This window comes from Opacimonas viscosa, from assembly GCF_024199005.1.
In the GTDB taxonomy this organism is placed as follows: Bacteria; Pseudomonadota; Gammaproteobacteria; order Enterobacterales; family Alteromonadaceae; genus Opacimonas; species Opacimonas viscosa.
The window spans coordinates 69,578-90,993 of sequence record NZ_JANATA010000001.1 but is presented as its reverse complement, the minus strand read 5'-3'; the positions used below and the strand labels follow the sequence as shown (position 1 = coordinate 90,993).

Here is a 21,416-nt window from a genome sequence, read left to right as displayed (position 1 = left end):
AACATCACTCTGTGAAAACACAAATCTTTGGCTCTAATTTAGGTGTTCTGGGTTTGGGAGGCCATTATTTGCTGTACTTTTACTCTACCTTGCCTTTACATACTTAGTGACAAGCCATGCGCTAAGTCAGCCAGTAAATCATGACTATCTTCAATTCCCACGGATAAACGAACCAAACTTTCACTCACACCCATAGCTGTTTTTTCGGCTTCAGAAAATTCAAAGAATATTGTTTGAGTAACGGGTAAAGCCAGTGTTCGTGTGTCTCCCAAATGTGTTGCACAAATAATTAAATCTAGATGATTAATAAAAGCGACGGGATCTTTATCTCCTTTGAGAGTAAAACTGAGTATTCCACCAAACGTACTAAATTGTTCTAGGGCTAAGTGGTGCTGTTCATGCTGCTCTAAACTAGGATGGAATACCGTTTCCACTGCCGGATGCTCATTTAAATAAGCTGCAATCTGTGCTGCATTATCTTGAATTTTTTGCCAACGTAAGCCCAATGTTTCTTGCCCGAGTAAAATGGCCGAAGCTGCTTCTGGGCTGAGGGTAGCCCCTATGTCTCTAAGTCCTTTTTTACGTAATTGGACTAAGCCCCATTGCGCAGTATCAGCTACTTGATAAAGCGGATCTATATGTGGATACTGCGTCCAATCAAAACGACCCATATCGATAATTGCACCACCGAGTGCTTGCCCTTGACCTGCAATATACTTGGTCAAAGAAGTGACCACAATATCGACAGGAAAATCCTGCGCTTTGAACATGGTAGGCGGTGTCATGGTGGTATCAAGCATCGAAATAATATGATGTTTTTTTGCTAACGTACCAAGGGCATTTAAATCTGGGATTTGCGTCAGTGGATTCGCCAGACCTTCCGCAAAAATAACACGAGTTTGTTCCCTAACCTGTTCACTCACTGCTTTGATATCAGTAATATCAACAAACGAAACGCTGATACCAAACTGTGCTAGCTGATGAAAAAAGCTTCGCGTATTGCCAAATAAATATTGGCTAACAATAATGTGGTCACCCTGCTTTAGCATGGCAAACATGAAGCTACTAATCGCAGCCATACCCGTAGCAAAGGTCACTGAGCCCAATGCTTCGTGTTGCTGAGTCAACACATTTTGTAACGCAGTCGTTGTACTACTCGAGGAGCGACCGTATACGTGTGCGACTTTTTTACCTTGAAACGCATCAACAATGCCTTGGGCATCTTTAAACTCAAATAACACGGAAGCGCACACAGGACTGTGGACCGAGCCATCTGGATAATCATTATAATTTTTATCAGCATGAACTGATTCTGTATGGGGATGATACTTTTTCACGGAGATTCTCTTATTAATGAGGCACAGCTGTTGCAGACAAAACGTTTCTTATTTGATCATATCATATATCGAACTGATATTTTTTGACACTATAGTCTGTTTTGCAACATCTTATATTACTAGCATATAATACTGGCTCATTAACTTCAGGCAAAAAACATGTGCATTCTTTTTATCGCGGTTAAGCAACATCCTCATTATCCCCTTATCATCGCCGCAAATCGTGATGAATTTCATGCTCGCCTGACCTCCCCTTCACATTTTTGGCCTGAAGGTTTTTTAGCAGGTAAAGATGAACAAGCGGGGGGTACTTGGATGGGATTAAGCCCAAATGGCAGGTTTAGTGCGTTAACTAATATCCGTGCTCCGAGTACCGATCGCTTTGATGCCAAAACCCGAGGAGAGCTTGTCGTACAAGCATTAGCTGCTGACAATGATGTGGCTTTCACAGAGCAATTAAAAACACATGCAACACAATACAATGGTTATAATTTGGTCTATGGCACATTGGATAAACTCCATGTATTTAACAGCCATAGTTTGGAACACAATGAGCTAAAACCAGGCGTTTATGGTTTATCTAATGCGAAATTAAATACCCCCTGGCCAAAGACCCAACTGGGTGTATCAGCCTTGAATCTAGCCTGTCAAAACCCTTTTGGGCTTTCCACAGAAACGCTTTTTAGTATTTTGAAGAATGCAGAAAAAGCACCTGACCATCTACTACCAGAAACCGGTATTGCCCAACCATGGGAAAAACTTCTCTCTTCCATATTTATAAAAAGTCCTGATTATGGCACTCGTTCATCTACGATTGTTACCGTAGACAATGACAACAATGTGTTATGGCATGAAAAAACTTTTTCAGCCTCAGGAGACGTCATTGGTGAAGTCAAAGAGGGTTTATCTATTTAATCTATTTTATGGTTTTGCCATGCTAGGGATTGGGTTATTGGTGAGTCGGATTGTTTTGCATGAAACAATGAAAATAGCCAAAAAGTGGTCATAACAGCTTAAAAGCTAAAGACAGATGAATACTTTAAATGGCATAATAATAAGGATTGTTAATTTTTTAGGAAAACTCCTGTGTTTGAAGTCTTACCAGCCCTTGCTCCAGATCCGATATTAGGTTTATCAGCTGCTTTTAAAGCTGACACAAATCCCCATAAAATTGACCTTGGTGTCGGTGTTTATAAAGATGAATTAGGCAATACACCTATCGTTCAAGCAGTAGCTGCTGCACAAACTCGTTTGTTAGAGTCAGAAACTTCAAAGACCTACATTACACCTCAAGGCGTACCAGGTTTTATCGACGGGATGCTTGAGCTTTTATTAGGTGCTGGCAATCCTGCAGTTGTTGAAGGTCGCGTAGCCGCAGTGCAAGCCCCAGGTGGTTGTGGTGCTTTACGGATCTTAGCTGAATTACTGAAACGCTGTAATGACAATGCTAAAGTTTGGGTATCTGATCCAACATGGGCGAACCACATTCCACTGATCGGTAATGCCGGATTGGAACTTGCCACTTATCCATACTTTGATAAAGCGACTGCTAGTATCAAATTTGATGAAATGTTAGAACAGCTAAAACAAGTCCCCAAAGGTGATATCGTTTTATTACACGCATGCTGTCATAACCCTACGGGCGCTGATTTAACTCAAGAGCAATGGCAAGCTGTTGCAGAAGTTGCCCAACAGCAAGGTTGGTTACCGTTTATCGATAGTGCATACCTAGGTTTTGGTGATGATTTAGAAACAGATGCTTTTGGCATGCGCCTAATGGTGAAATCTGTGCCAGAAGTTATTATTGCTGCATCATGTTCCAAAAACTTTGGCTTATATAGAGAGCGTGTTGGTCTTGCCGTGATGGTTACCGAAAATACTGCAGTACAACCTATTGTCCAATCACAAATACAAGCCATTGCTCGTGGTATTTACTCTATGCCTCCTTCATATGGCGGCGCATTAGTCGATATTATTTTACACGATCCTGACTTAAAACAGATGTGGGTCAATGAAGTAGATGCTATGCGTAATCGTATGCGTGACTTACGTGCCTTGCTGGTAGAGAACCTAGCGGCGAATGGTGCACAAAAAGACTTTAGTTTTGTGAATAACCAAAAAGGTATGTTCTCATTTTTGTGCATTACACCAGAACAAGTTCGTGCTGTGCGTGATGCTCATAGTGTTTACTTTGTAGATTCTTCGCGAGTGAATATTGCAGGTATCAACAAGAATAACGTTGAGCCATTAGCTAAAGCTTTGGTAAGTGTCCTATAAGTTTCATGAAGCCTTATATTGGTGAGTTACCAATATAAGGCTTGATTGAATGTCAGTTAGCACTTGTTTAAAGCGCTCACTCCTTATCACGAGTCAGCGCTTTTTTAGTGCCTTGGTTATCCTACGCTAACATGCCGCCATCCAAGGTCATACAATGTCCATTCATAAAGGATGCCTCGTCTGATGCTAACCACACAATCGCAGCGGCAATTTCTTCTGGGCGACCTAAACGCTTCATTGGACTGGCTCCCACGATGGACTTTTGGCCACGCTCATCCATTTGTTCGAGAGTACGCTGTACCATCGGCGTATCAATAAAGCTTGGACACACCGCATTAATCCGGATCCCCAGCTTTGCATATTCTACCGCCGCTGATTTAGTTAATCCCACTACTGCATGCTTGGTCGCACTATATCCAGCAATCATTGGAGCAGAACGTAAGCCCGCCACAGATGCAATATTAATTATATTGCCACCACCATTAGGTAGCATCATATTTAAGGCTTCCTTCATACAATACCAAACTCCTTTCACATTGACCGCAATGTTCTTTTCAAACAACGCATCATCAGTCAAATGTAAGGGGGTTGGCGGATACTCAATCCCAGCATTATTGACTAGCACATTAATTTGACCGAAATCATTTTTCGCAGCACGAAATAACTCAGTAACAGCCACTTTATCACTGACATCAGCTATATAAAAAGTCACCTTAGACTGACCTTGGCTGATATGATTACACTCATCAACTAACGCTAAACCCGCTTCTTCATTGATGTCACTAAGTGCCAAGTCAACCCCCTTTTGGGCAAAATGTTTAGCGGCTTGGGCACCAATCCCAGAGGCAGCCCCTGTAATTAACACAGTGTGAGACATATTGAATATTCCTTAAAATTTACTTAAAACCAATTAGTTCGCATTTTGTGACAGCTATCATCACGGTTTTGTAACAACGTTATATAGGGTGCGATTTGTGGTAACTCCCAGCGCACAAAGTACTGCCCAGCTTGACACTTACCATGATAATAATCCGCTTTTTCTGAAGTGAGTTCAGTCCCCAGACGTTGTTCAGCTGTATTAATTTGGCGCAGCCACTGCCACGCTAGAATCACACCTGAAAATACCTTCATAAAGCATTCTGCATTAGCGAGTTGCAGAGCTTGGCTTTCTTTAGATTGTAAATCAGCCCCTAAGCTATCGATAAGAGCAGGCATTTGTGCTAAATAATGACTAATACATTCTGCAGCTTGCTGCCCTACAGGGCCAGATGCAATTGCACAGTCTGTTTGCACAAGCGCAAATAATTGTGCTAAACCTTGTTGCTTGTTTTGCCACAGTTTTCGGCCAAGTAAATCCAAAGCCTGAATACCATTAGTACCCTCATGGATTGGATTTAACCGATTATCACGCCAAAATTGTTCAGCATAATACTCACGGGTATACCCTGCTCCACCCATTACTTGGATCCCTAAATCATTTGCTTTAGGACCATATTCACTTGGCCAGGCTTTTATTACTGGAGTTAACAAATCCAATAATTCAGCTGCATCTCTGGCCTGCTCTGCGTCTGCAGTATGTATGTCGTCCACTAAACGTGCACCATAGAAACACAATGCAATAGCCCCTTCAGTGTAGGCTTTTTGGGCTAACAACATCCTTTTTACATCACCATGCTCGACGATGGCTTTACCACCTTGGAGCCGTTCTTTGGCATATTCCAAGGAGTACTGAAAACCGCGATAACCGATCATCGCTGCTCCATACCCAACACCAACTCGGGCTTCATTCATCATCATGAACATGTATTGCAATCCTTTATGCGGTTCCCCGACCAAGTAACCATGGCAATCGCCTTGCTCACCAAATGTTAGCGCTGTAGAAGTAGTACCTCTGTAGCCTAATTTATGAATCAAACCAGCCAACACAATATCGTTTTTTACCCGGTTATCTCCATCACCTCGATATTTAGGCACAATAAATAAAGAGATCCCCTTTACTCCTGAGGGTCCGCCCGGTATTTTGGCTAATACCAAGTGCACAATATTCTCGGTCAGTTCATGATCTCCTCCCGAAATATATAACTTAGCGCCTTTGATCCGATATGTCCCATCTGCATGCAAGGTCGCACTCGTGGTAATTTCAGCTAAAGAGGAGCCGGCATGAGGCTCCGTTAAGGCCATCGTCCCAGAGTAACTCCCGGCAAGCATAGGCTCTAAATAGCGTGCTTTTAGATCTGCGCTCGCAAAATGTTTGATGACATTGGCCGCAGCAGTCGTTAAAAAAGGATAAGCGGTCGAGCTAGGATTAGCAGCCATGAAATACCCAGAACAAGCTGTCATAACACTTTCCGGTAACTGCATCCCCCCTTCATCGAAATCATAGCGAGCAGCAATAAAACCAGCATCAGCAAAAGCCTGATAAGCAATTTTTACAGCTGGTAACATCGTTACTTTTTGGCCATCAAATGAAGGTTCATTCTGATCCGCTAGATGGTTGTGGGGTAAAAAACAATCTGTCGCTATCTTCTCAGCTGTATCCAACACGGCAGAAAAAGTGTGCTCATTATGCTCCATAAAACGAGACCGCTTTAATAACGACAAGGTGTCTAAATTTTCATATAACTGAAACTCAATTTCTCGACGAAGGATCAACATCTGCAACATGTCCTTTTATAATTTATATTATAAGTCTGCCATATATTGCTCTGCTCTTTTAATCATTAACATGAATTGTTATCACTTAAATATCACTATACATTAACTTGGCTTTTGCAAATTGTGCAGAAAATAGTAAATCGTTTATTTTTCGCTTATACTCCGCGCGAAAACATTCATAACCCACTTATATTTAGGTAAACAATGAACACATTTACAAAAGCAACGTTAGCGATTGCCGTCACAACTGGCCTTGGTCAAACAGCTATAGCACAAGATAATATCGAAGAAAAAGGGCTGGAACAGATAACTGTTACGGCTCAGAAACGAACTCAATCAATCCAAGAAGTTCCATTGTCTATTGCGACTTTAAACGGTGAAGAATTCACCAGTTTATTTGCTGGTGGTGACGATATTCTCGCTTTGGCAACTCGTGTACCAGGCCTTTATGCAGAAAGCTCAAATGGTCGTGTTGCTCCGCGTTTTTATATGCGTGGTTTAGGTAATACTGATTTTGACCTAGCAGCGTCACAACCTGTTTCCATCGTTATGGATAATGTGGTGATGGAAAATGTGGTCCTAAAAAGCTTCCCTTTATTTGACGTAGAACAAGTAGAAGTCATTCGTGGTCCACAAGGAACATTATTTGGTCGCAATACCACTGCTGGTATTGTTAAATTTGATTCAGTAAAACCGTCTGATGATTTTGATGCCTACGTCAAGCTTGGTCTTGGTAGTTTAGGTACCCAAAATTTTGAAGGTGCAGTTGGTGGCGGTCTTAGCGAAGACTTGGCTGTGCGTTTATCCTTGTTAAGTCAAGAGCGCGATAATTATATAGATAACGCTTTTTCTGGAGTGGTTGATGCGATTGGTGGCTTTACTGAAGAAGCATACCGTTTGCAATTTGCCTATAACATCAATGATGATTTCAGCGCATTATTAAATATACACGGTCGTGAATTAGAAGGTACTGCATCTATCTTCCGTGCTAATGTGTTATCACCTGGTAGTAACAACCTCAACCAAAACTATGACCGTGAAACGGTTTATTACGATGCCAATTTATTGGGTAACGGGTTTGATAATAACCCCCAAGGTTACGAAGGTTTTGGCACCAGTCTTACACTAACTTATGACATGGATAGTATGACATTCACTTCCATTACGGCTTTAGAAACAGCTGAAGGTGATTCATTAGGTGATGTCGATGGTGGTGTAGTCGTTGATCCTGCCCAGGATATCAATGGTGATGGTACGGTAGAAACCACATTCCCAGGGTTTGTCCCGTTCTCAGCAGTTACTCAGGACAAATTAAATGACTTAGAACAATTCACCCAAGAAATTCGCTGGGCGAGTAATAATGATGGCGCTTACAACTGGCAAGCTGGTGCGTTTTTCTTTGATTCATCATTCTCTGTGACGTCCATCGATGGTTTCTTTGGTGCAACTGAAGTATTCCACGAAAACACGACGTGGGCAGTATTTGGACAATCAGAGTTTGCTGTCAACGATAAACTAACTATTACTACAGGTTTACGCTACACACATGATGACAAAACATTAAGTGTGGGTGAGCAAAATGTCGATGGATTTGCTGTCGTTATTGGTGCAGCTAGTATCCAAGAATACGCTGATATTAATGTCGATGACGGTCAACTTAGCTATGAAATCAGTGCTAATTATAACATTGATAACACGTCTTCTGTCTTTGCTCGTTATGCCAACGGTTTCCGAGCACAGACAATTCAAGGTCGTGATGTAGCTTTCGAAGGTGCACCTTCTGTCGCTGATGCAGAAACGATTAATTCTTTTGAAATTGGTTTTAAATCAGACTTATTAGATAACACTTTACGTCTAAATGCAGCAGCATTTTACTATGTTATCGATGACATCCAATTCTCAGCTATCGGTGGTGGTGCCAACAATACAGCCTTGATCAATGCTGATGAAGGTAGTGCTATTGGTTATGAAATTGATTTGCGCTATTTAGCTTCTGACAACCTGACGTTAACGGCTGGTTTTAGTTTTAATGATACACAAATCAATGATCGTGAGTTAAGCGTATTCCCATGTGGAGCAAACGCAACATTTGCTGGTAATTGTACGGTGAACGACCCAACGACAGTTGATAATCGTGCATTAATTGACGGTAATCCATTCCCGCAAGCGCCTAAAACTATTTACAATTTTACCGCTCGTTACACTTACCCAGTAAGTGATGATGCCGAGCTCTTTGTATTTACTGATTGGGCTTTCCAAGGCGAAACAAACTTGTTCTTGTATGATTCAGTTGAGTTTAGTACTGATCAACAACACGAAGCAGGTTTGCGTATCGGTTATGAAAATTTCAAACATAACTACCAAATTGCATTATTTGGTCGCAACATAACAAACGAACATAACTTACGTGGCGGTATTGATTTCAATAACCTAACGGGGATTGTTAACGAACCTAAAGTAGTAGGTATCGAGTTTACTGCTCGCTATTATTAATCGATAAATATAGTCGATTATTTTAGTTGGTTAACACTGTTTTGGTGTGAGTCATTGGATATCATTATTTATAACTCATACAACTAAAGCTATGTATTAAAAAAGGGAGTACCACAAGGTACTCCCTTTTTTGTGTCTGTCTGAGGTGTCATTGCCCCCTCAGAACTTAATTGTTTTGTGCTGCCAATTTTGCATTTTCAGCTGTGCGTTTGGCCGCATATGTCTTTGAAAAGAATGCTTTTAAATCATCTAAAATAAGATATAAAGATGGTACTAAAAGCAATGTAATGACAGTCGCAAATAAGATACCAAATGCCAATGATATCGCCATTGGAATAACGATTTGTGCTTGGAGTGAACGCTCAAAAATAATCGGCATTAGCCCCATAAACGTGGTTAATGAGGTTAAAACGATCGCCCTAAAACGCTGTGACCCGGCGTTAATAGCAGCGTCTAATAAATTCATGCCTTCACTGCGGGCACGGTTTACAAAATCCACCATAATCAAACTATCATTGACCACGACACCTGACAAAGCAATGATGCCACATATAGAAAGTACACTGACTGACATCCCCAACACTAAATGACCGATGATTGCACCTACGATACCAAAAGGTATCACCGACATAATGATCAGCGGTTGAGAGTATGATTTTAATGGAATAGCCATCAGAGCGTAGATTGCAAATAAAGCAAATAGAAACCCTTGCGCCAGTGAGAAGATAGCTTCGCCCTGCTCTTTACTGTTACCTTGTAATTTAAATTCGACACCAGGATACTTTTTGAGTAACTCAGGGATCGCTTTGACCATGACATCTTTGATCACGGTATTGGGTTCAAGGATATCTTTATTGACTTTGGCAGTGACACTAACCGCTCGTTGACCATCCACGCGATTTATCGAGGAATAGCCTTGACCAATTTCGATATCTGCCACCTCAGCGAAAGGAATTTCTTGGCCATTTGGTGCCCGAATCCGCATCGTTTCTAAATTACCAATGGAATTTCGTTGCTCTTTGGGATAGCGCACCATGACTCGAATTTCTTCTTCGTCACGTTGAATGCGTTGTGCCTCTGCCCCATAAAATCCATATCTGACTTGTTGGGCCATACTGGCTAAGGATAAACCCAAGGCTTCACCTAATGGCTTAATATTAATTCTAATCTCGTCTGCACCATTGGCAAAACTATCATTAATATCAGATATCCCTTTATACTCGCTTAAAAAATCTTCCAGTTCAGTCGATACTGCTCGTAGTACAGTCACATCTTTGCCGCTAAATTCAAAGCTCAGATCTGAACCACCCCCCGGACCGCCTGGTGCGCCAATATTAAAATTTTTCACCCCTGGGATCTCCGGGATGAAACTCCGCCACTTATCGTTTAACTCATCATCAGAGATAGAACGTTCTTCTCCCTTAGATAATTCAACAAATACTTGTCCACCTAATGTCCCTTGAGAAAATGCAATAGAGTGTTTCACCACACCTTCACCGGTTTCTTCAGTGATCGCATTGTCCATTTGGGTCAACGAAGTCATCAGAGTTTGGATCGCCTTATCACGCTGCACCAATGAAGAGCCTTGTTCCAGTTCAACACTCGCAAACATAAAATCAGAAGGAATCGTTGGGAAAAATACAAAACGGACAATGCCACCAGCAAACAAACCAATCGTCAAAATAAACATGGCGATAAATACGGATAATGTCGTGTATCGTTGTTTAATCGCTTTGCGTAAAAACGGGACGTATTTGTGGGCAATAAACACTTTTATGCCTTCGGCAAAGTAATCTCGGAAACGTTGTAGTTTATTTGCTTTACTTGGGTCATAAGGCTCTGATTTCATATGTGCCAAATGCGCAGGTAGTATCAATTTTGATTCTATTAAAGAAAAAATTAAACAAATAATGACCACACCACCGATGGTTTTCCAAATTACACCAAAGGTACCGGAAACCATCATCATTGGAGAAAAGGCTGCTATGGTCGTCAATACGCCAAACGTAGCTGGCATAGCCACACGTTTAACCCCTTTGATAACGTTATCTATAGAATGACCATGCTTATCTATTTCAGAATAAGCAGACTCCCCCATAATAATCGCATCATCAACGACAATCCCTAAGACCAAGATGAACGCAAACAAACTGATCATGTTGATTGAAACACTTAAAAATTCCATCGGTAAGACGGCTAAAGTACCCAGGAAGCAGACAGGTAAGCCCCATATGACCCAAAACGCTAAGCGGATTTTTAGAAATAACGACAGTACTAAGAAAACTAATAATGCTCCGACTCCCATATTTTCCAGCATCATATTTAGGCGGTCAGCCAGATAAAAAGAACTGTCCCCCCAGGTATCTGCTTGAATATTAGGTGGGAAGTTAGGCTTTACTTTATTAATGTGCGCATTTACCAGCTTGGAAATTTCCAGCGCATTTTGGTCGCCAACTGCACGAACTTGGATACTTACTGCCGGTTTACCATCAAAATAAGCCAGATTATTATCTTCTACGAAACCGTCATTAATGGTTGCGATATCCCCTAGTAAAACGCGAGTCCCATCCGCTTGTGTCACTAGAACCAAGGATGCAAAATCGTAGGCATCATAGGCCTGACCTTTTGCTCGCAATAAAATATCACCATTATCCGAGCGAATTGAACCACCGGGGACATCAATCGAAGAACTGCGAACAGCATTGACTAGTTGGTTAAAGGTTAGGTTATACTCTTGCAGTTTTTGTTCTGAAATTTCAATCGATATCTCATAAGGTCTACTCCCTACGACATTAACATCAGACACACCTGGAAGATTAGCTATTTCATCGCGAAGTTGTTTTGCAAATTCTTTAAGTTCTCGTTCTGAAGCATCGCCATAAGCGGAGATCCACAATACATCTTGTGGTGCTTTTATCCTATAAACAACTGGCTTTTCAGTATTTGCAGGAAATGAAGGAATTGCATCGACTTGCACTTTTACTTCGTCTAATAATGTCTGGACATCATAGTCATCCTCAACTTCTATCGTCAAAGAGCCAAAACCTTCGACTGAACGGGAGCTGAGTTTTTTGATTCCTTCTAAATCTTTGACCGCTTCTTCTAATTTCAGTACTACCCCTTCTTCGACTTCTTGCGGTGCAGCACCTAAATATGGAACTTGTACCGATATTACATTGAATTCAAATGTTGGAAACACCTGCTTATGAATACTGATCGCGCCAAAAACCCCTCCCACTAATAAGATCCACATCAGCAAATTGGCTGCGACATGATTGCGAGCAAACCATGCAATAATGCCAGTTTGGGTATTAATCGGTTGCATTATTCATCCCCTGCTATGTTGTCTGATACGTTTTTAGTCACTGAGCTATCTTCTGGTAAACGCACAGGCATACCATTGTAAGCATTGGGGACGGCACTTACTGCTAATAAGTCTCCAGGTGCTAAGCCAGCACTAATAAAGATTTTTTCATCATCCGCACGCTGCACTTCAACATCTTTAATGGCAATAGTGTTGTCTTTAGTCACAGTAATGACTGTTCCATCCAAACGCACTAAGTTACGTGGTAAAACGACCATATCATTTGCTTTGGCACCGGTAATTTCTGCACTGACAAAACTGCCAAAACGCAAGATGTGTTCCGCTGTACTGCCTGCTCTTTTATAAGGGTCTGCAACCTCTGCAATTGCATAAATTACTCGCGCTTGGGTGTTCATTACACCTTCATCGCGTGACAAGCGAGCTAACCATTGGGCATCCTGGCCACCAACACGACCACGGAGAATAACTGAGCCTGTGGCTGAAGACTGTTGATCCAAATAGGCTAAGTCGTTATCTGTAAGTGGTAAACGGATCTCTGCAACATCCGTTGACAGAGTATTGGCCAGTACACTGCCTGGATTAACAAACTGGCCTATATCCACATTTTTTTGTTGGACCATCCCGGTGTATGGAGCTCGAATAACCGTTCTCTCCAAGTTTCTTTGGGCACGTTCCAAGTTGGCTTGAGCGGCTAATAAATTTGCTTGCTCTTTTGCCAATTGTGGTTTTCTGAGACCTAATTCAGGGGCACTGCCAGAACGTACAGAACGCCATTCCTCTGCGGCGACTTTACCGCGTGCTAACTCTTCTTCATAACTGGCGGTTGCTCTAGCTAAGTCAGCCTCCGCAAGCTTTAATTCGGTTTTGCGGTCAGCATTTTCTAACGTCACCAAGATATCACCTTCTGTAAACATCCCCCCGTTGACAAAAGAGTCTGCCACACTTTCAATCATTCCAGATACCTGTGCGGTTAAAGCACTTTTAGTTTTCGGAGTGACCGAACCTTGTGATGTCACTGTGTAAGTCACATCACTTAATTCAATGGGCATAACTTCTACTAAAAACGTTTTATCTTCTGGCTCTTTTTTCTCAGGTTGGGGTTTGGCAATGATCATTCCCGCTGTGACCACAATCGCAACTAAAATGATTAAAAAAGGAATTCCTGCTTGGCGCAACATTTTCATAGTTCAACTCAGTAGTGATAAATTAACTCCTTTATATTACCCCTTACCTGAATGGCAAAAAACTGTTAAATCAGATCTTTAAGCGGAAGATTGTTAGCAAATGTTACATACAAAAAGCCCCCAATAGTATGTCTCAACTTTCGGGGGCTTCGCTAACATGGTGCCTAGAAAACAATGTTTTCTGTATTGTTGTAACAAGGTCAATAAATAAGAAAAGTCCTTTAATTTAATGCCGCTTCTAATTCAGGTAATACAGTAAACAAATCTCCTACTAAACCATAATCAGCTACTTGGAAAATTGGTGCTTCTTCGTCTTTATTGATAGCAACAATGACTTTTGAATCTTTCATACCAGCCAGGTGTTGTATCGCACCGGAAATACCCACTGCAATATACAAATCGGGGGCAACAATTTTACCCGTTTGACCAACTTGCATATCATTTGGAACAAAGCCAGCATCCACGGCAGCTCTAGAGGCACCGATGGCAGCACCGAGTTTATCGGCTATGCCATTAAGCAGAGCAAAATTGTCGCCGTTTTGCATTCCTCGCCCACCAGATATAATCACGTTTGCGGCTGTGAGTTCTGGACGTTCTGACTCTGTTAATGTTTCTCTAACAAAACTAGAGAGTGTATTCTCAGCCACAAAATCACAATTTTCTATGGCGACAGAATTTCCCGTACCAACAGCGTTAAATGCAGCGGCCCTAACGGTAACGACTTTTAATGTATCTGATGACTGCACCGTAGCAATCGCATTCCCTGCATAGATAGGACGCACGAAAGTATCAGGTGATTCTACGGCAATAATATCTGAGATTTGTGCAACATCGCGTAATGCAGCCACTCGTGGCATGAAGTTTTTTCCGGTGGTAGTCGCTGCGGCAATGATATGAGTATAGTTATCCGCTAACGACAAGACTAATGCACTTACGGATTCAGCAAGTTGCTGAGCATACACTGGATCGTCTGCCACTATCACTTTTTGCACACCTGATAACTGTGCAGCGGCCTCTGCTACCCCACTGCAGTTTGCCCCAGCAACTAAGACCACTACATCATTCGCCATTTGTTGTGCCGCAAAAACTAACTTGGCAGTTTCAGCTTTGAGCTGTGTATTATCGTGTTCCGCATATACTAAGACACTCATGAAATCACCTTTGCTTCATCTTTTAGTTTACTCACTAATTCAGCCACATCAGCCACTTTAACACCACCTTTACGTTGCGCAGGTGGAGTCACTTTCAACAAGGTAACATTAGATGCTAATGTGACACCTAATTCATCTGCATTGAATACTGCTACAGGTTTTCGCTTAGCTTTCATAATATTGGGTAATGATGCGTAACGAGGTTCATTTAAGCGTAAATCTGTCGTGATTATCGCCGGCAACTGCAGAGCAACAGTTTGTAACCCGCCATCAATTTCACGAGTGACTTCTACTTTACCATCAGCGATGGAAACTTCTGATGCAAATGTACCCTGTCCCATATTTGTCAGGGCTGCCAGCATTTGTCCGGTCTGGTTATTATCAGAATCTATCGATTGTTTACCAAGAATCACTAAATCTGGGTTTTCATCAGACACCACTGTTTTCAATAATTTGGCAATTTGTAGCGAATCAAGGTTGAGTTCTGTTTTGATATGGATGCCGCGATCAGCACCCAGTGCTAATGCTGTTCTAATTTGTTCCACACAAGCGTCTGGACCAATCGACACCGCGACTATTTCGGTCACATCGCCTTTTTCTTTGAGACGAATTGCCTCTTCAACAGCAATCTCACAAAAAGGATTTAAGGCCATTTTAACATTGGCTAAATCTACATCTGATTGGTCCGCTTTTACTTTCACTTTTACATTGTAATCAATTGCCCTTTTTATAGGCACAAGCACTTTCATAATGATCCTTTTTGGAAAAAATAATGAATATGTTAAGTAATTGTCAATTTACTTTCAGTTGACGTTAACGTCAACCCGATTTACCCTTTACAAACATTTTATTCATTTACAGGCAATTATAAGTTTGTGTAATGATTTAATCCCCCATTAATAAATTTTTTTAATAGTCAACTAAAGCATTAGAGGTGTCCTGTGGAAAGAGAAATGATGGAATTTGATGTAGTCATTGTCGGTGCGGGCCCCGCTGGACTGTCAACCGCTATAAAATTGATGCAAGATGCCCAAAAGGCCGAACAAGAGTTAATGGTCTGTGTAGTAGAAAAAGCAGCTGAGGTAGGTGGACACATTTTATCAGGTGCTGTTTTCGAAACTCGCGCACTTGATGAACTACTCCCCCAATGGAAAGAGTTGCACGCACCTATTAACACCGCTGTAACAAAAGACGATATTTACTATCTCAATTCAGCAGAAAGTGGGATTAAAATCCCCAATTTTCTGACGCCAAAAACGATGCATAATTCTGGCAATTATATTGTTTCGATGGCCAATGTTTGTCGTTGGTTAGCAGAACAAGCCGAACAATTAGGCGTGGAAATATTCCCAGGGTTTGCCGCAGCCAATACCATCATTGAAGATGGGGTTGTCAAAGGCATTATTACTGGTGATATGGGGATAGATGAAGATGGTCAACCTAAAGACAGTTATATGCCAGGTATGGAATTGCGAGCAAAATATACCGTATTTGCAGAAGGTTGCCGAGGGCATCTTGGCAAAGAGCTTATTGCTGAATTCAAATTAGATCAAAATGTTTCACCACAACACTATGCTATTGGTTTTAAAGAAATTTGGGATATTCCGGCAGAGCAGCATGAACCAGGCTTAGTAGTACATACTGCAGGTTGGCCTCTCGATGATGCAACGGGTGGCAGTTATTTGTACCATGCAGAAAACAATCAAGTTTTGGTGGGTTTAATAGTAGATTTAAATTATAGCAATCCACATTTATCCCCTTTTGATGAATTCCAACGCTTGAAACATCACCCGAAGATGGCTCAGTATTTACAAAATGGTAAACGCGTCTCTTATGGTGCCAGAGCAATTGCCAAAGGAGGATACAACTCATTACCCAAAATGACTATGCCAGGTGGTATCTTAGTTGGATGTGAAGCAGGCACATTAAATTTTGCCAAAATTAAAGGCAACCATACCGCTATGAAATCGGGTATGTTAGCTGCTGAAGCTATTTTACATGGCTTGCAGCATAATGATGTGGAATTAAGTCAATTTACACACTTATTCGAAAACTCATGGTTGTATAAAGAACTGTATACATCACGTAATTTTGGTCCAGCTATCCATAAATTAGGAAATATTTTAGGGGGCGCATTCAATACTTTTGATCAAAATATTTTGCAAGGTAACTGGCCAACCACTTTGTTAGATAATTTAAAAGATCATGAACAATTAAAATTAACTACTGAGTGCACCAAAATAGATTACCCTAAAGCAGATGGAGTATTAAGTTTTGATAAGCTGAGTTCTGTTTTTTTATCCAACACTAACCATGAAGAACAACAACCTTGTCATTTAAAGCTTAAAGATCAATCACTTCCCATCCAAGTTAATCTAGCTAAATACGACGAGCCTGCGCAACGTTATTGCCCTGCGGGGGTTTATGAAATCATACAAAATGACGCTGGAGAGTCTATATTTAATATTAACGCTCAAAATTGTATTCACTGTAAGACATGCGATATAAAAGAACCTCAGCAAAATATTACCTGGGTAACGCCTGAAGGTGCTGGTGGTCCAAATTACCCGAACATGTAATATATTTTCATTTTATATATTTATTTCTGTATTTTTTTAACTATAATAATTCATGTGTAGAGTGTTAAATTTAAATATAAAGGAAATAAATAAAATGAGTGATTTTTTACATATTTTGACCCATGGTCGTAGATTACAAGGTGCAACCAAATCTCTTTCTGTAGCAGAGTTACGTGATGTAATTACAAAGCTAGAAGCTGTCATTGAAAAGCGCATCGAGCAAGAAGCAGCGAATGCTGAGAAAGAAGCAGAAAAACGAGCCCAAATTGAGAAAATTCGCGAACAGATGATCGCAGCTGGTCTGGATATTTCGGATCTCGATGCAAGCGTGGTGGCTACCAAGCAAAAAAGTACCCGTCGCAAGGGAGCAAAACGCCCTGTTAGATATGCGATTACAGTGGCTGGCACTGAAACAAAATGGACAGGCATTGGCCGTATGCCAGTCGTCTTCAGCCAAGCTTTAGAAAATGGTGCTTCTTTAGAAGATTTCTTAATCGCATAATGACTATTTGTAATTATAAAATAACTACCCATGAGTCTAGTACTAAATGGGTAGTTTTAATACATGGTTTGTTTGGTTCATTGGATAATCTAAATTTATTAGCCAAACATTTAGCACCTGATGTAAATGTGCTCCAAATTGACTTACCTGATCACGGTGCTTCACCCCGCTCTACCAATATATCTATCCATTTTTATGCGGCAGCAATACGAGAAACACTACAAAGTTTAAATATTGCATCCGCTCAGTTTATTGGTCATTCTCTCGGTGGCAAAGTCGCTATGGGCTTAGCACTGGACACACCTGAGCTTGTCAGCTCCTTGGTCGTTGCGGATATTGCTCCCGTTGCTTATGGCCACAGGCATCAAAAAGTCTTTGCGGCATTAAATCATATTGATTTGGCGTCATTAGAAAACAGAGCTCAAGCCACCGCGGTATTCGCAGAGATGCTCGATGATGAAGGAACTCGTCAGTTTCTTCTGAAGAGCCTAAAAAAGGATCATGAAACAGAAACTTGGTATTGGCAATTCAATTTACCCACCCTAGAGCGTGATTATACCCACCTTATAGACTGGCCCTATTCTGGAACATCTTCCACTGTACCGACCTTGTTTATCAAAGGTGCTGATTCGGATTATATTTTAGCAGAGCATCAACCTGCTATTGTCGCCCAATTTCCAAAAGCCAAAGCACATATTATTCAAGGTGCTGGTCATTGGTTACATGCACAAAAACCCAGTGTATTTAATAGTATCGTCAGTAAATTTATCTTGGCACAAAGCGACTAAAGATTGATATAAAACAATACCAACTGCCCAATTTTAGTCGTCAATACTATCCGCATTCAGAAAAGCCTATGATATAATGAAGCTATTCAAGTTTAATCGTAGTTGCTATGTTGCAAGAAAATTTTGAATTGATTGAGTCTATTGTGCTTAATCTTGGCCTGCTTATCCTGTTCATGTTAATGGGTTATGCGGTCCACGATGTATTAAGTAAAAACGACGTTCCTAAAGTGGGACGTTATGTGACCTATGGTGTGCTTTTTTTGGGAGCTGCCGGATTCATTGCCAAGGGCATCATTCAAATTTTCTGGCAATCTAGCGGATTTAATTAATTTTAGAGGTGTTAAATGGCTAGTGTAGGTCTATTTTTTGGAAGTGATACGGGTAACACTGAACACGTTGCCAAAATGATCCAAAAAGAACTGGGAAAATCGCTGATTGATGTTCATGATATTGCGAAAAGCACCAAAGAAGAAATCGCAGAATTTGACTTATTATTGTTTGGTATTCCAACCTGGTATTACGGTGAAGCCCAGTGCGATTGGGATGATTTTTTCCCAGAACTAGAAGAAATCGATTTCACAGATAAACTCGTTGCTATTTTTGGTTGTGGAGACCAAGAAGATTATGCTGAGTACTTCTTGGATGCGATGGGTATGGTTCGCGATATTGTAGAAGCGCGTGGTGCTGTACTTATTGGTCAATGGTCAACCGACTCCTATGATTTTGAAGCATCTAAGGGCATGGCTGATGATAACCATTTTGTTGGCTTAGGAATTGATGAAGACCGCCAGCCAGAGCTTACTGATGAGCGTGTTAAAGCGTGGTGCGCCCAAATCAAAGAAGAGATGTGCTTAGCTGAACTAAGCTAATTTTCTACTAAAATATATACGGCCCTACCCCAGGGCCTAATCTTTCCTATCATTTTGTTCTGATTTCCTTATAATATCCTCATCATAACAAGAACAAGCGATACAACATGGATCAAAATAAAGAACTCAAAAAAGCTGGTCTAAAAGTCACTTTACCGCGCTTAAAGATCCTAGAGATTTTACAAAAACCTAATAATCAACATATCAGTGCTGAGGATGTTTACAAGATCCTATTAGAGCAGGATGAGGACATAGGTTTAGCGACGGTTTATCGAGTGTTGAATCAGTTTGATGATGCCGGTATCTTGATTCGTCACCACTTCGAAGGTGGTAAATCCGTATTTGAAATCAGTCACAAAGATCACCACGACCATTTAGTTTGTTTGCGTTGTGGAAAAGTTGTCGAATTTGAAGATCCATTGATTGAAAGTCGACAAATCGAAGTAGCCGCACAAAATAATATGAAACTAACACACCACTCTTTGTACATGTATGGTGAGTGCAATGATGAAAACTGTGATGAGGAAAATGACTAACACAGTGTTCAGTCCCTTAGATAACCGTAGATAAAAGTCCCATACATAAACTATACTTCTGCAGCACACAGATACTCTATTCGTGCCCTCAGCAAAAGTTGTTGGGCATGTGCTGAATATATGTCCTGAGCGACAAACCTTATTTGTCTTCCAGCACTTAATTGCCCCAACCTAGCTCGACCAAGCTGAGTCACTGTCCCCATTATTGGGTAACCACCTACCGTTTGTTTATCATTCATTAATACAATTGTTTGACCAGAGGGTGTTATCTGAAGCCCCCCCAGGATAGTCACTTGGGAGTTTTCTAAAACGATTTCATGACTCAACCCCGCATGCTGCTCCAACCTATAGCCCATACGATTAGACTCTGGAGTAATCGTAAATACTTCGTTTAAAAAGCGATAGCGTTGAGCAAATGTAAACACTTCATACTGGAAGTTTTTGATGAAAGGGATCCATACCTCGTCTTGCTCGCCAGGTAAACCTTTTTGCTGTTTTGGACAATACGCTTCTGTGCTGTCAACTGTGACCTTGGGACTTACTGACAGTAGAAAATTCAAAAAATGAGGCTTAGAGGTACCTTTATTCAAGACATTTTGTAAATTTGAGTCAGTTTTACTTATCGTTTGGTGTGGATGTATCACTGTATTTAACTGTGGAGTAGGTCCAAAACCTTCTCTGGGTACCGCGTTATTGGAATGAAAAACAGCATCAGCAGTAAAACCAGAGTAACAGCCAATATAAAATCGAAATCCATCCTGTAGCGGGTGTATATCTAGTAGTGAGCCAGGCTCAAATAAGCCCACAGCGCCTTGTAATAATTGCCCATTAATAAAGACTTTGCAACTACCAGTAAACGCCAAAACTATAGGTTCAATAATTGTTAATTGGAGTGGCCCAATGCACTCCAGCGCACTTAACTCAGGGGTGTTATCTAATAAGGTATTGTTATACAAAAAATGATATTCATCCACCGGGCCCGATTTAGTCACGCCGAATTGCCCAACAAATTTGCGCGCATTATCGACAAAAACTGGCGGAAATACATACTTTGTTAAAAGAATACTCATGAGTCCTCTGCCTCATAAAAAGATATTTTATCACCCAGGTTTAATCTATTGGGTTGCTTGGCAGTAACGTCGAATAAACGTTGCGAACAATGTCCAATAATATGCCATCCTCCAGGAGAAATTTGGGGGTAAACCGCCAAGTACTTATCGGCGATAGCAACACTCCCTGCTGGAATATGTACTCTTGGTGTGGCTCTACGGGGTACCTGTAATGCTTTAGGTAATTCGCCACAATATGAAAAACCCGGTGCAAAACCATTCACCATGACTACCAATTCAAGATTCAAAATATCTTTTTGGAGTTGTCTGGTGGATAAACCACAAGTCGCAGCGAGTTCTTCTAGATCCAAGCCCGCACTAAAGTCTATTGGCAATTTATGTGTAGTGCACAACGGGTGATTTTGAGGTATTTTCTCTAACTGAGAAAGCAACTGATAACAATAATCTGGTACATCTAGAGGACAGTATGCCAAAGAAAACTCTAATAAGATGTGAGTAAAACAACTGGTCACGTTTTCCAGATAAGGGACGTCGCTCAGTCGTAATGACTGGGCATAAATAGGAATCAAGTTTTTATCTGTTGGCGTTAAAAGCCAACTTTGTTCGCCAACCCATTCTAGGTCATATTGTGTATTTGAAATGATATGCAA

18 protein-coding genes are annotated in these 21,416 nt (G+C 41.0%); 9 read left to right on the top strand and 9 right to left on the bottom strand.

Annotated elements, in window-relative coordinates; genetic code table 11:
* Positions 1–95 precede the first annotated feature (95 nt).
* Positions 96–1,337 carry an aminotransferase class I/II-fold pyridoxal phosphate-dependent enzyme gene (locus NLF92_RS00410; protein ID WP_254097734.1) on the bottom strand — a complete coding sequence of 414 codons (1,242 nt, stop codon included), beginning with the start codon at positions 1,335–1,337 and terminating at the stop codon, positions 96–98.
* A 159-nt stretch (positions 1,338–1,496) separates the two neighbouring features.
* Between NLF92_RS00410 and NLF92_RS00405 the strand changes: the two genes are divergently transcribed.
* Together NLF92_RS00405 and NLF92_RS00400 are read left to right on the top strand one after the other, a co-directional pair.
* The gene (locus NLF92_RS00405) at positions 1,497–2,252 is read left to right on the top strand and encodes an NRDE family protein (RefSeq protein ID WP_254097732.1); all 756 of its coding nucleotides are present in this window, start codon (positions 1,497–1,499) and stop codon (positions 2,250–2,252) included.
* 171 nt (positions 2,253–2,423) lie between these two features.
* Positions 2,424–3,614 carry an amino acid aminotransferase gene (locus NLF92_RS00400; RefSeq protein WP_254097730.1) on the top strand — a complete coding sequence of 397 codons (1,191 nt, stop codon included), beginning with the start codon at positions 2,424–2,426 and terminating at the stop codon, positions 3,612–3,614.
* Positions 3,615–3,735: 121 nt separating this feature from the next.
* Here NLF92_RS00400 and NLF92_RS00395 read toward each other — a convergent pair whose 3' ends face one another.
* Complete coding sequence (locus tag NLF92_RS00395; RefSeq protein ID WP_254097728.1) at positions 3,736–4,491, bottom strand: SDR family NAD(P)-dependent oxidoreductase; 756 nt, start codon at positions 4,489–4,491, stop codon at positions 3,736–3,738.
* Between the two features lie 23 nt (positions 4,492–4,514).
* Entirely contained in the window at positions 4,515–6,278 is a 1,764-nt protein-coding gene (locus NLF92_RS00390) for an acyl-CoA dehydrogenase family protein (RefSeq protein ID WP_254097726.1), read from the bottom strand.
* A gap of 195 nt (positions 6,279–6,473) precedes the next feature.
* Between NLF92_RS00390 and NLF92_RS00385 the strand changes: the two genes are divergently transcribed.
* The gene (locus NLF92_RS00385; RefSeq protein ID WP_254097724.1) at positions 6,474–8,762 is read left to right on the top strand and encodes a TonB-dependent receptor; all 2,289 of its coding nucleotides are present in this window, start codon (positions 6,474–6,476) and stop codon (positions 8,760–8,762) included.
* Between the two features lie 166 nt (positions 8,763–8,928).
* On the opposite strand, the gene NLF92_RS00380 is transcribed toward NLF92_RS00385, so the two are convergent.
* From NLF92_RS00380 to NLF92_RS00365, 4 genes are all read right to left on the bottom strand, one after another.
* Positions 8,929–12,087 carry an efflux RND transporter permease subunit gene (locus NLF92_RS00380; RefSeq protein ID WP_254097722.1) on the bottom strand — a complete coding sequence of 1,053 codons (3,159 nt, stop codon included), beginning with the start codon at positions 12,085–12,087 and terminating at the stop codon, positions 8,929–8,931.
* The gene (locus NLF92_RS00375) at positions 12,087–13,271 is read right to left on the bottom strand and encodes an efflux RND transporter periplasmic adaptor subunit (RefSeq protein ID WP_254097720.1); all 1,185 of its coding nucleotides are present in this window, start codon (positions 13,269–13,271) and stop codon (positions 12,087–12,089) included. Before NLF92_RS00375 ends, NLF92_RS00380 begins: the two co-directional genes overlap by 1 nt.
* A 221-nt stretch (positions 13,272–13,492) precedes the next feature.
* Positions 13,493–14,422: an electron transfer flavoprotein subunit alpha/FixB family protein gene (locus NLF92_RS00370; protein WP_254097718.1), complete on the bottom strand. Its 930-nt coding sequence runs from the start codon at positions 14,420–14,422 to the stop codon at positions 13,493–13,495.
* Positions 14,419–15,171 (bottom strand): electron transfer flavoprotein subunit beta/FixA family protein, encoded by a 753-nt coding sequence (locus tag NLF92_RS00365; protein ID WP_254097716.1) that lies wholly within the window; start codon positions 15,169–15,171, stop codon positions 14,419–14,421. Before NLF92_RS00365 ends, NLF92_RS00370 begins: the two co-directional genes overlap by 4 nt.
* Before the next feature lie 207 nt (positions 15,172–15,378).
* On the opposite strand from NLF92_RS00365, the gene NLF92_RS00360 reads away from it, so the two are divergent.
* The 6 genes from NLF92_RS00360 to fur all read left to right on the top strand — a co-directional run bounded on the left by NLF92_RS00360 (position 15,379) and on the right by fur (position 19,696).
* Positions 15,379–17,001 (top strand): electron transfer flavoprotein-ubiquinone oxidoreductase, encoded by a 1,623-nt coding sequence (locus NLF92_RS00360; RefSeq protein WP_254098301.1) that lies wholly within the window; start codon positions 15,379–15,381, stop codon positions 16,999–17,001.
* 94 nt (positions 17,002–17,095) lie between these two features.
* Positions 17,096–17,503, top strand: coding sequence for an H-NS histone family protein (locus NLF92_RS00355; RefSeq protein WP_254097714.1), 408 nt, complete (start codon positions 17,096–17,098; stop codon positions 17,501–17,503).
* Entirely contained in the window at positions 17,503–18,291 is a 789-nt protein-coding gene (locus NLF92_RS00350) for an alpha/beta fold hydrolase (protein ID WP_284700321.1), read from the top strand. Before NLF92_RS00355 ends, NLF92_RS00350 begins: the two co-directional genes overlap by 1 nt.
* A gap of 107 nt (positions 18,292–18,398) precedes the next feature.
* Complete coding sequence (locus NLF92_RS00345; RefSeq protein ID WP_254097710.1) at positions 18,399–18,620, top strand: DUF2788 domain-containing protein; 222 nt, start codon at positions 18,399–18,401, stop codon at positions 18,618–18,620.
* 15 nt (positions 18,621–18,635) lie between these two features.
* Positions 18,636–19,160 (top strand): flavodoxin FldA, encoded by a 525-nt coding sequence (gene fldA / locus NLF92_RS00340; RefSeq protein ID WP_254097708.1) that lies wholly within the window; start codon positions 18,636–18,638, stop codon positions 19,158–19,160.
* Between the two features lie 107 nt (positions 19,161–19,267).
* Entirely contained in the window at positions 19,268–19,696 is a 429-nt protein-coding gene (gene fur, locus NLF92_RS00335) for a ferric iron uptake transcriptional regulator (RefSeq protein ID WP_254097706.1), read from the top strand.
* 50 nt (positions 19,697–19,746) lie between these two features.
* Here the strand turns inward: fur and NLF92_RS00330 are convergent, their stop codons facing one another.
* Together NLF92_RS00330 and NLF92_RS00325 are read right to left on the bottom strand one after the other, a co-directional pair.
* Positions 19,747–20,766: a biotin-dependent carboxyltransferase family protein gene (locus NLF92_RS00330; RefSeq protein ID WP_254097704.1), complete on the bottom strand. Its 1,020-nt coding sequence runs from the start codon at positions 20,764–20,766 to the stop codon at positions 19,747–19,749.
* Positions 20,763–21,416: a 5-oxoprolinase subunit B family protein gene (locus tag NLF92_RS00325; protein WP_254097702.1), complete on the bottom strand. Its 654-nt coding sequence runs from the start codon at positions 21,414–21,416 to the stop codon at positions 20,763–20,765. The genes NLF92_RS00330 and NLF92_RS00325 overlap by 4 nt, the downstream gene beginning before the upstream one ends.

What these genes read in the sequence shown, in the direction of transcription:
- NLF92_RS00350 (WP_284700321.1), top strand. Translation starts at nt 17,503, where the DNA reads ATGACTATTTGTAATTATAAAATAACTACCCATGAGTCTAGTACTAAA.
- NLF92_RS00395 (WP_254097728.1), bottom strand. Translation starts at nt 4,491, where the DNA reads ATGTCTCACACTGTGTTAATTACAGGGGCTGCCTCTGGGATTGGTGCC.
- NLF92_RS00405 (WP_254097732.1), top strand. Translation starts at nt 1,497, where the DNA reads ATGTGCATTCTTTTTATCGCGGTTAAGCAACATCCTCATTATCCCCTT.
- NLF92_RS00360 (WP_254098301.1), top strand. Translation starts at nt 15,379, where the DNA reads ATGGAATTTGATGTAGTCATTGTCGGTGCGGGCCCCGCTGGACTGTCA.
- NLF92_RS00385 (WP_254097724.1), top strand. Translation starts at nt 6,474, where the DNA reads ATGAACACATTTACAAAAGCAACGTTAGCGATTGCCGTCACAACTGGC.
- NLF92_RS00345 (WP_254097710.1), top strand. Translation starts at nt 18,399, where the DNA reads ATGTTGCAAGAAAATTTTGAATTGATTGAGTCTATTGTGCTTAATCTT.
- NLF92_RS00355 (WP_254097714.1), top strand. Translation starts at nt 17,096, where the DNA reads ATGAGTGATTTTTTACATATTTTGACCCATGGTCGTAGATTACAAGGT.
- NLF92_RS00330 (WP_254097704.1), bottom strand. Translation starts at nt 20,766, where the DNA reads ATGAGTATTCTTTTAACAAAGTATGTATTTCCGCCAGTTTTTGTCGAT.
- NLF92_RS00370 (WP_254097718.1), bottom strand. Translation starts at nt 14,422, where the DNA reads ATGAGTGTCTTAGTATATGCGGAACACGATAATACACAGCTCAAAGCT.
- fldA (WP_254097708.1), top strand. Translation starts at nt 18,636, where the DNA reads ATGGCTAGTGTAGGTCTATTTTTTGGAAGTGATACGGGTAACACTGAA.
- NLF92_RS00375 (WP_254097720.1), bottom strand. Translation starts at nt 13,271, where the DNA reads ATGAAAATGTTGCGCCAAGCAGGAATTCCTTTTTTAATCATTTTAGTT.
- NLF92_RS00380 (WP_254097722.1), bottom strand. Translation starts at nt 12,087, where the DNA reads ATGCAACCGATTAATACCCAAACTGGCATTATTGCATGGTTTGCTCGC.
- NLF92_RS00365 (WP_254097716.1), bottom strand. Translation starts at nt 15,171, where the DNA reads ATGAAAGTGCTTGTGCCTATAAAAAGGGCAATTGATTACAATGTAAAA.
- fur (WP_254097706.1), top strand. Translation starts at nt 19,268, where the DNA reads ATGGATCAAAATAAAGAACTCAAAAAAGCTGGTCTAAAAGTCACTTTA.
- NLF92_RS00390 (WP_254097726.1), bottom strand. Translation starts at nt 6,278, where the DNA reads ATGTTGCAGATGTTGATCCTTCGTCGAGAAATTGAGTTTCAGTTATAT.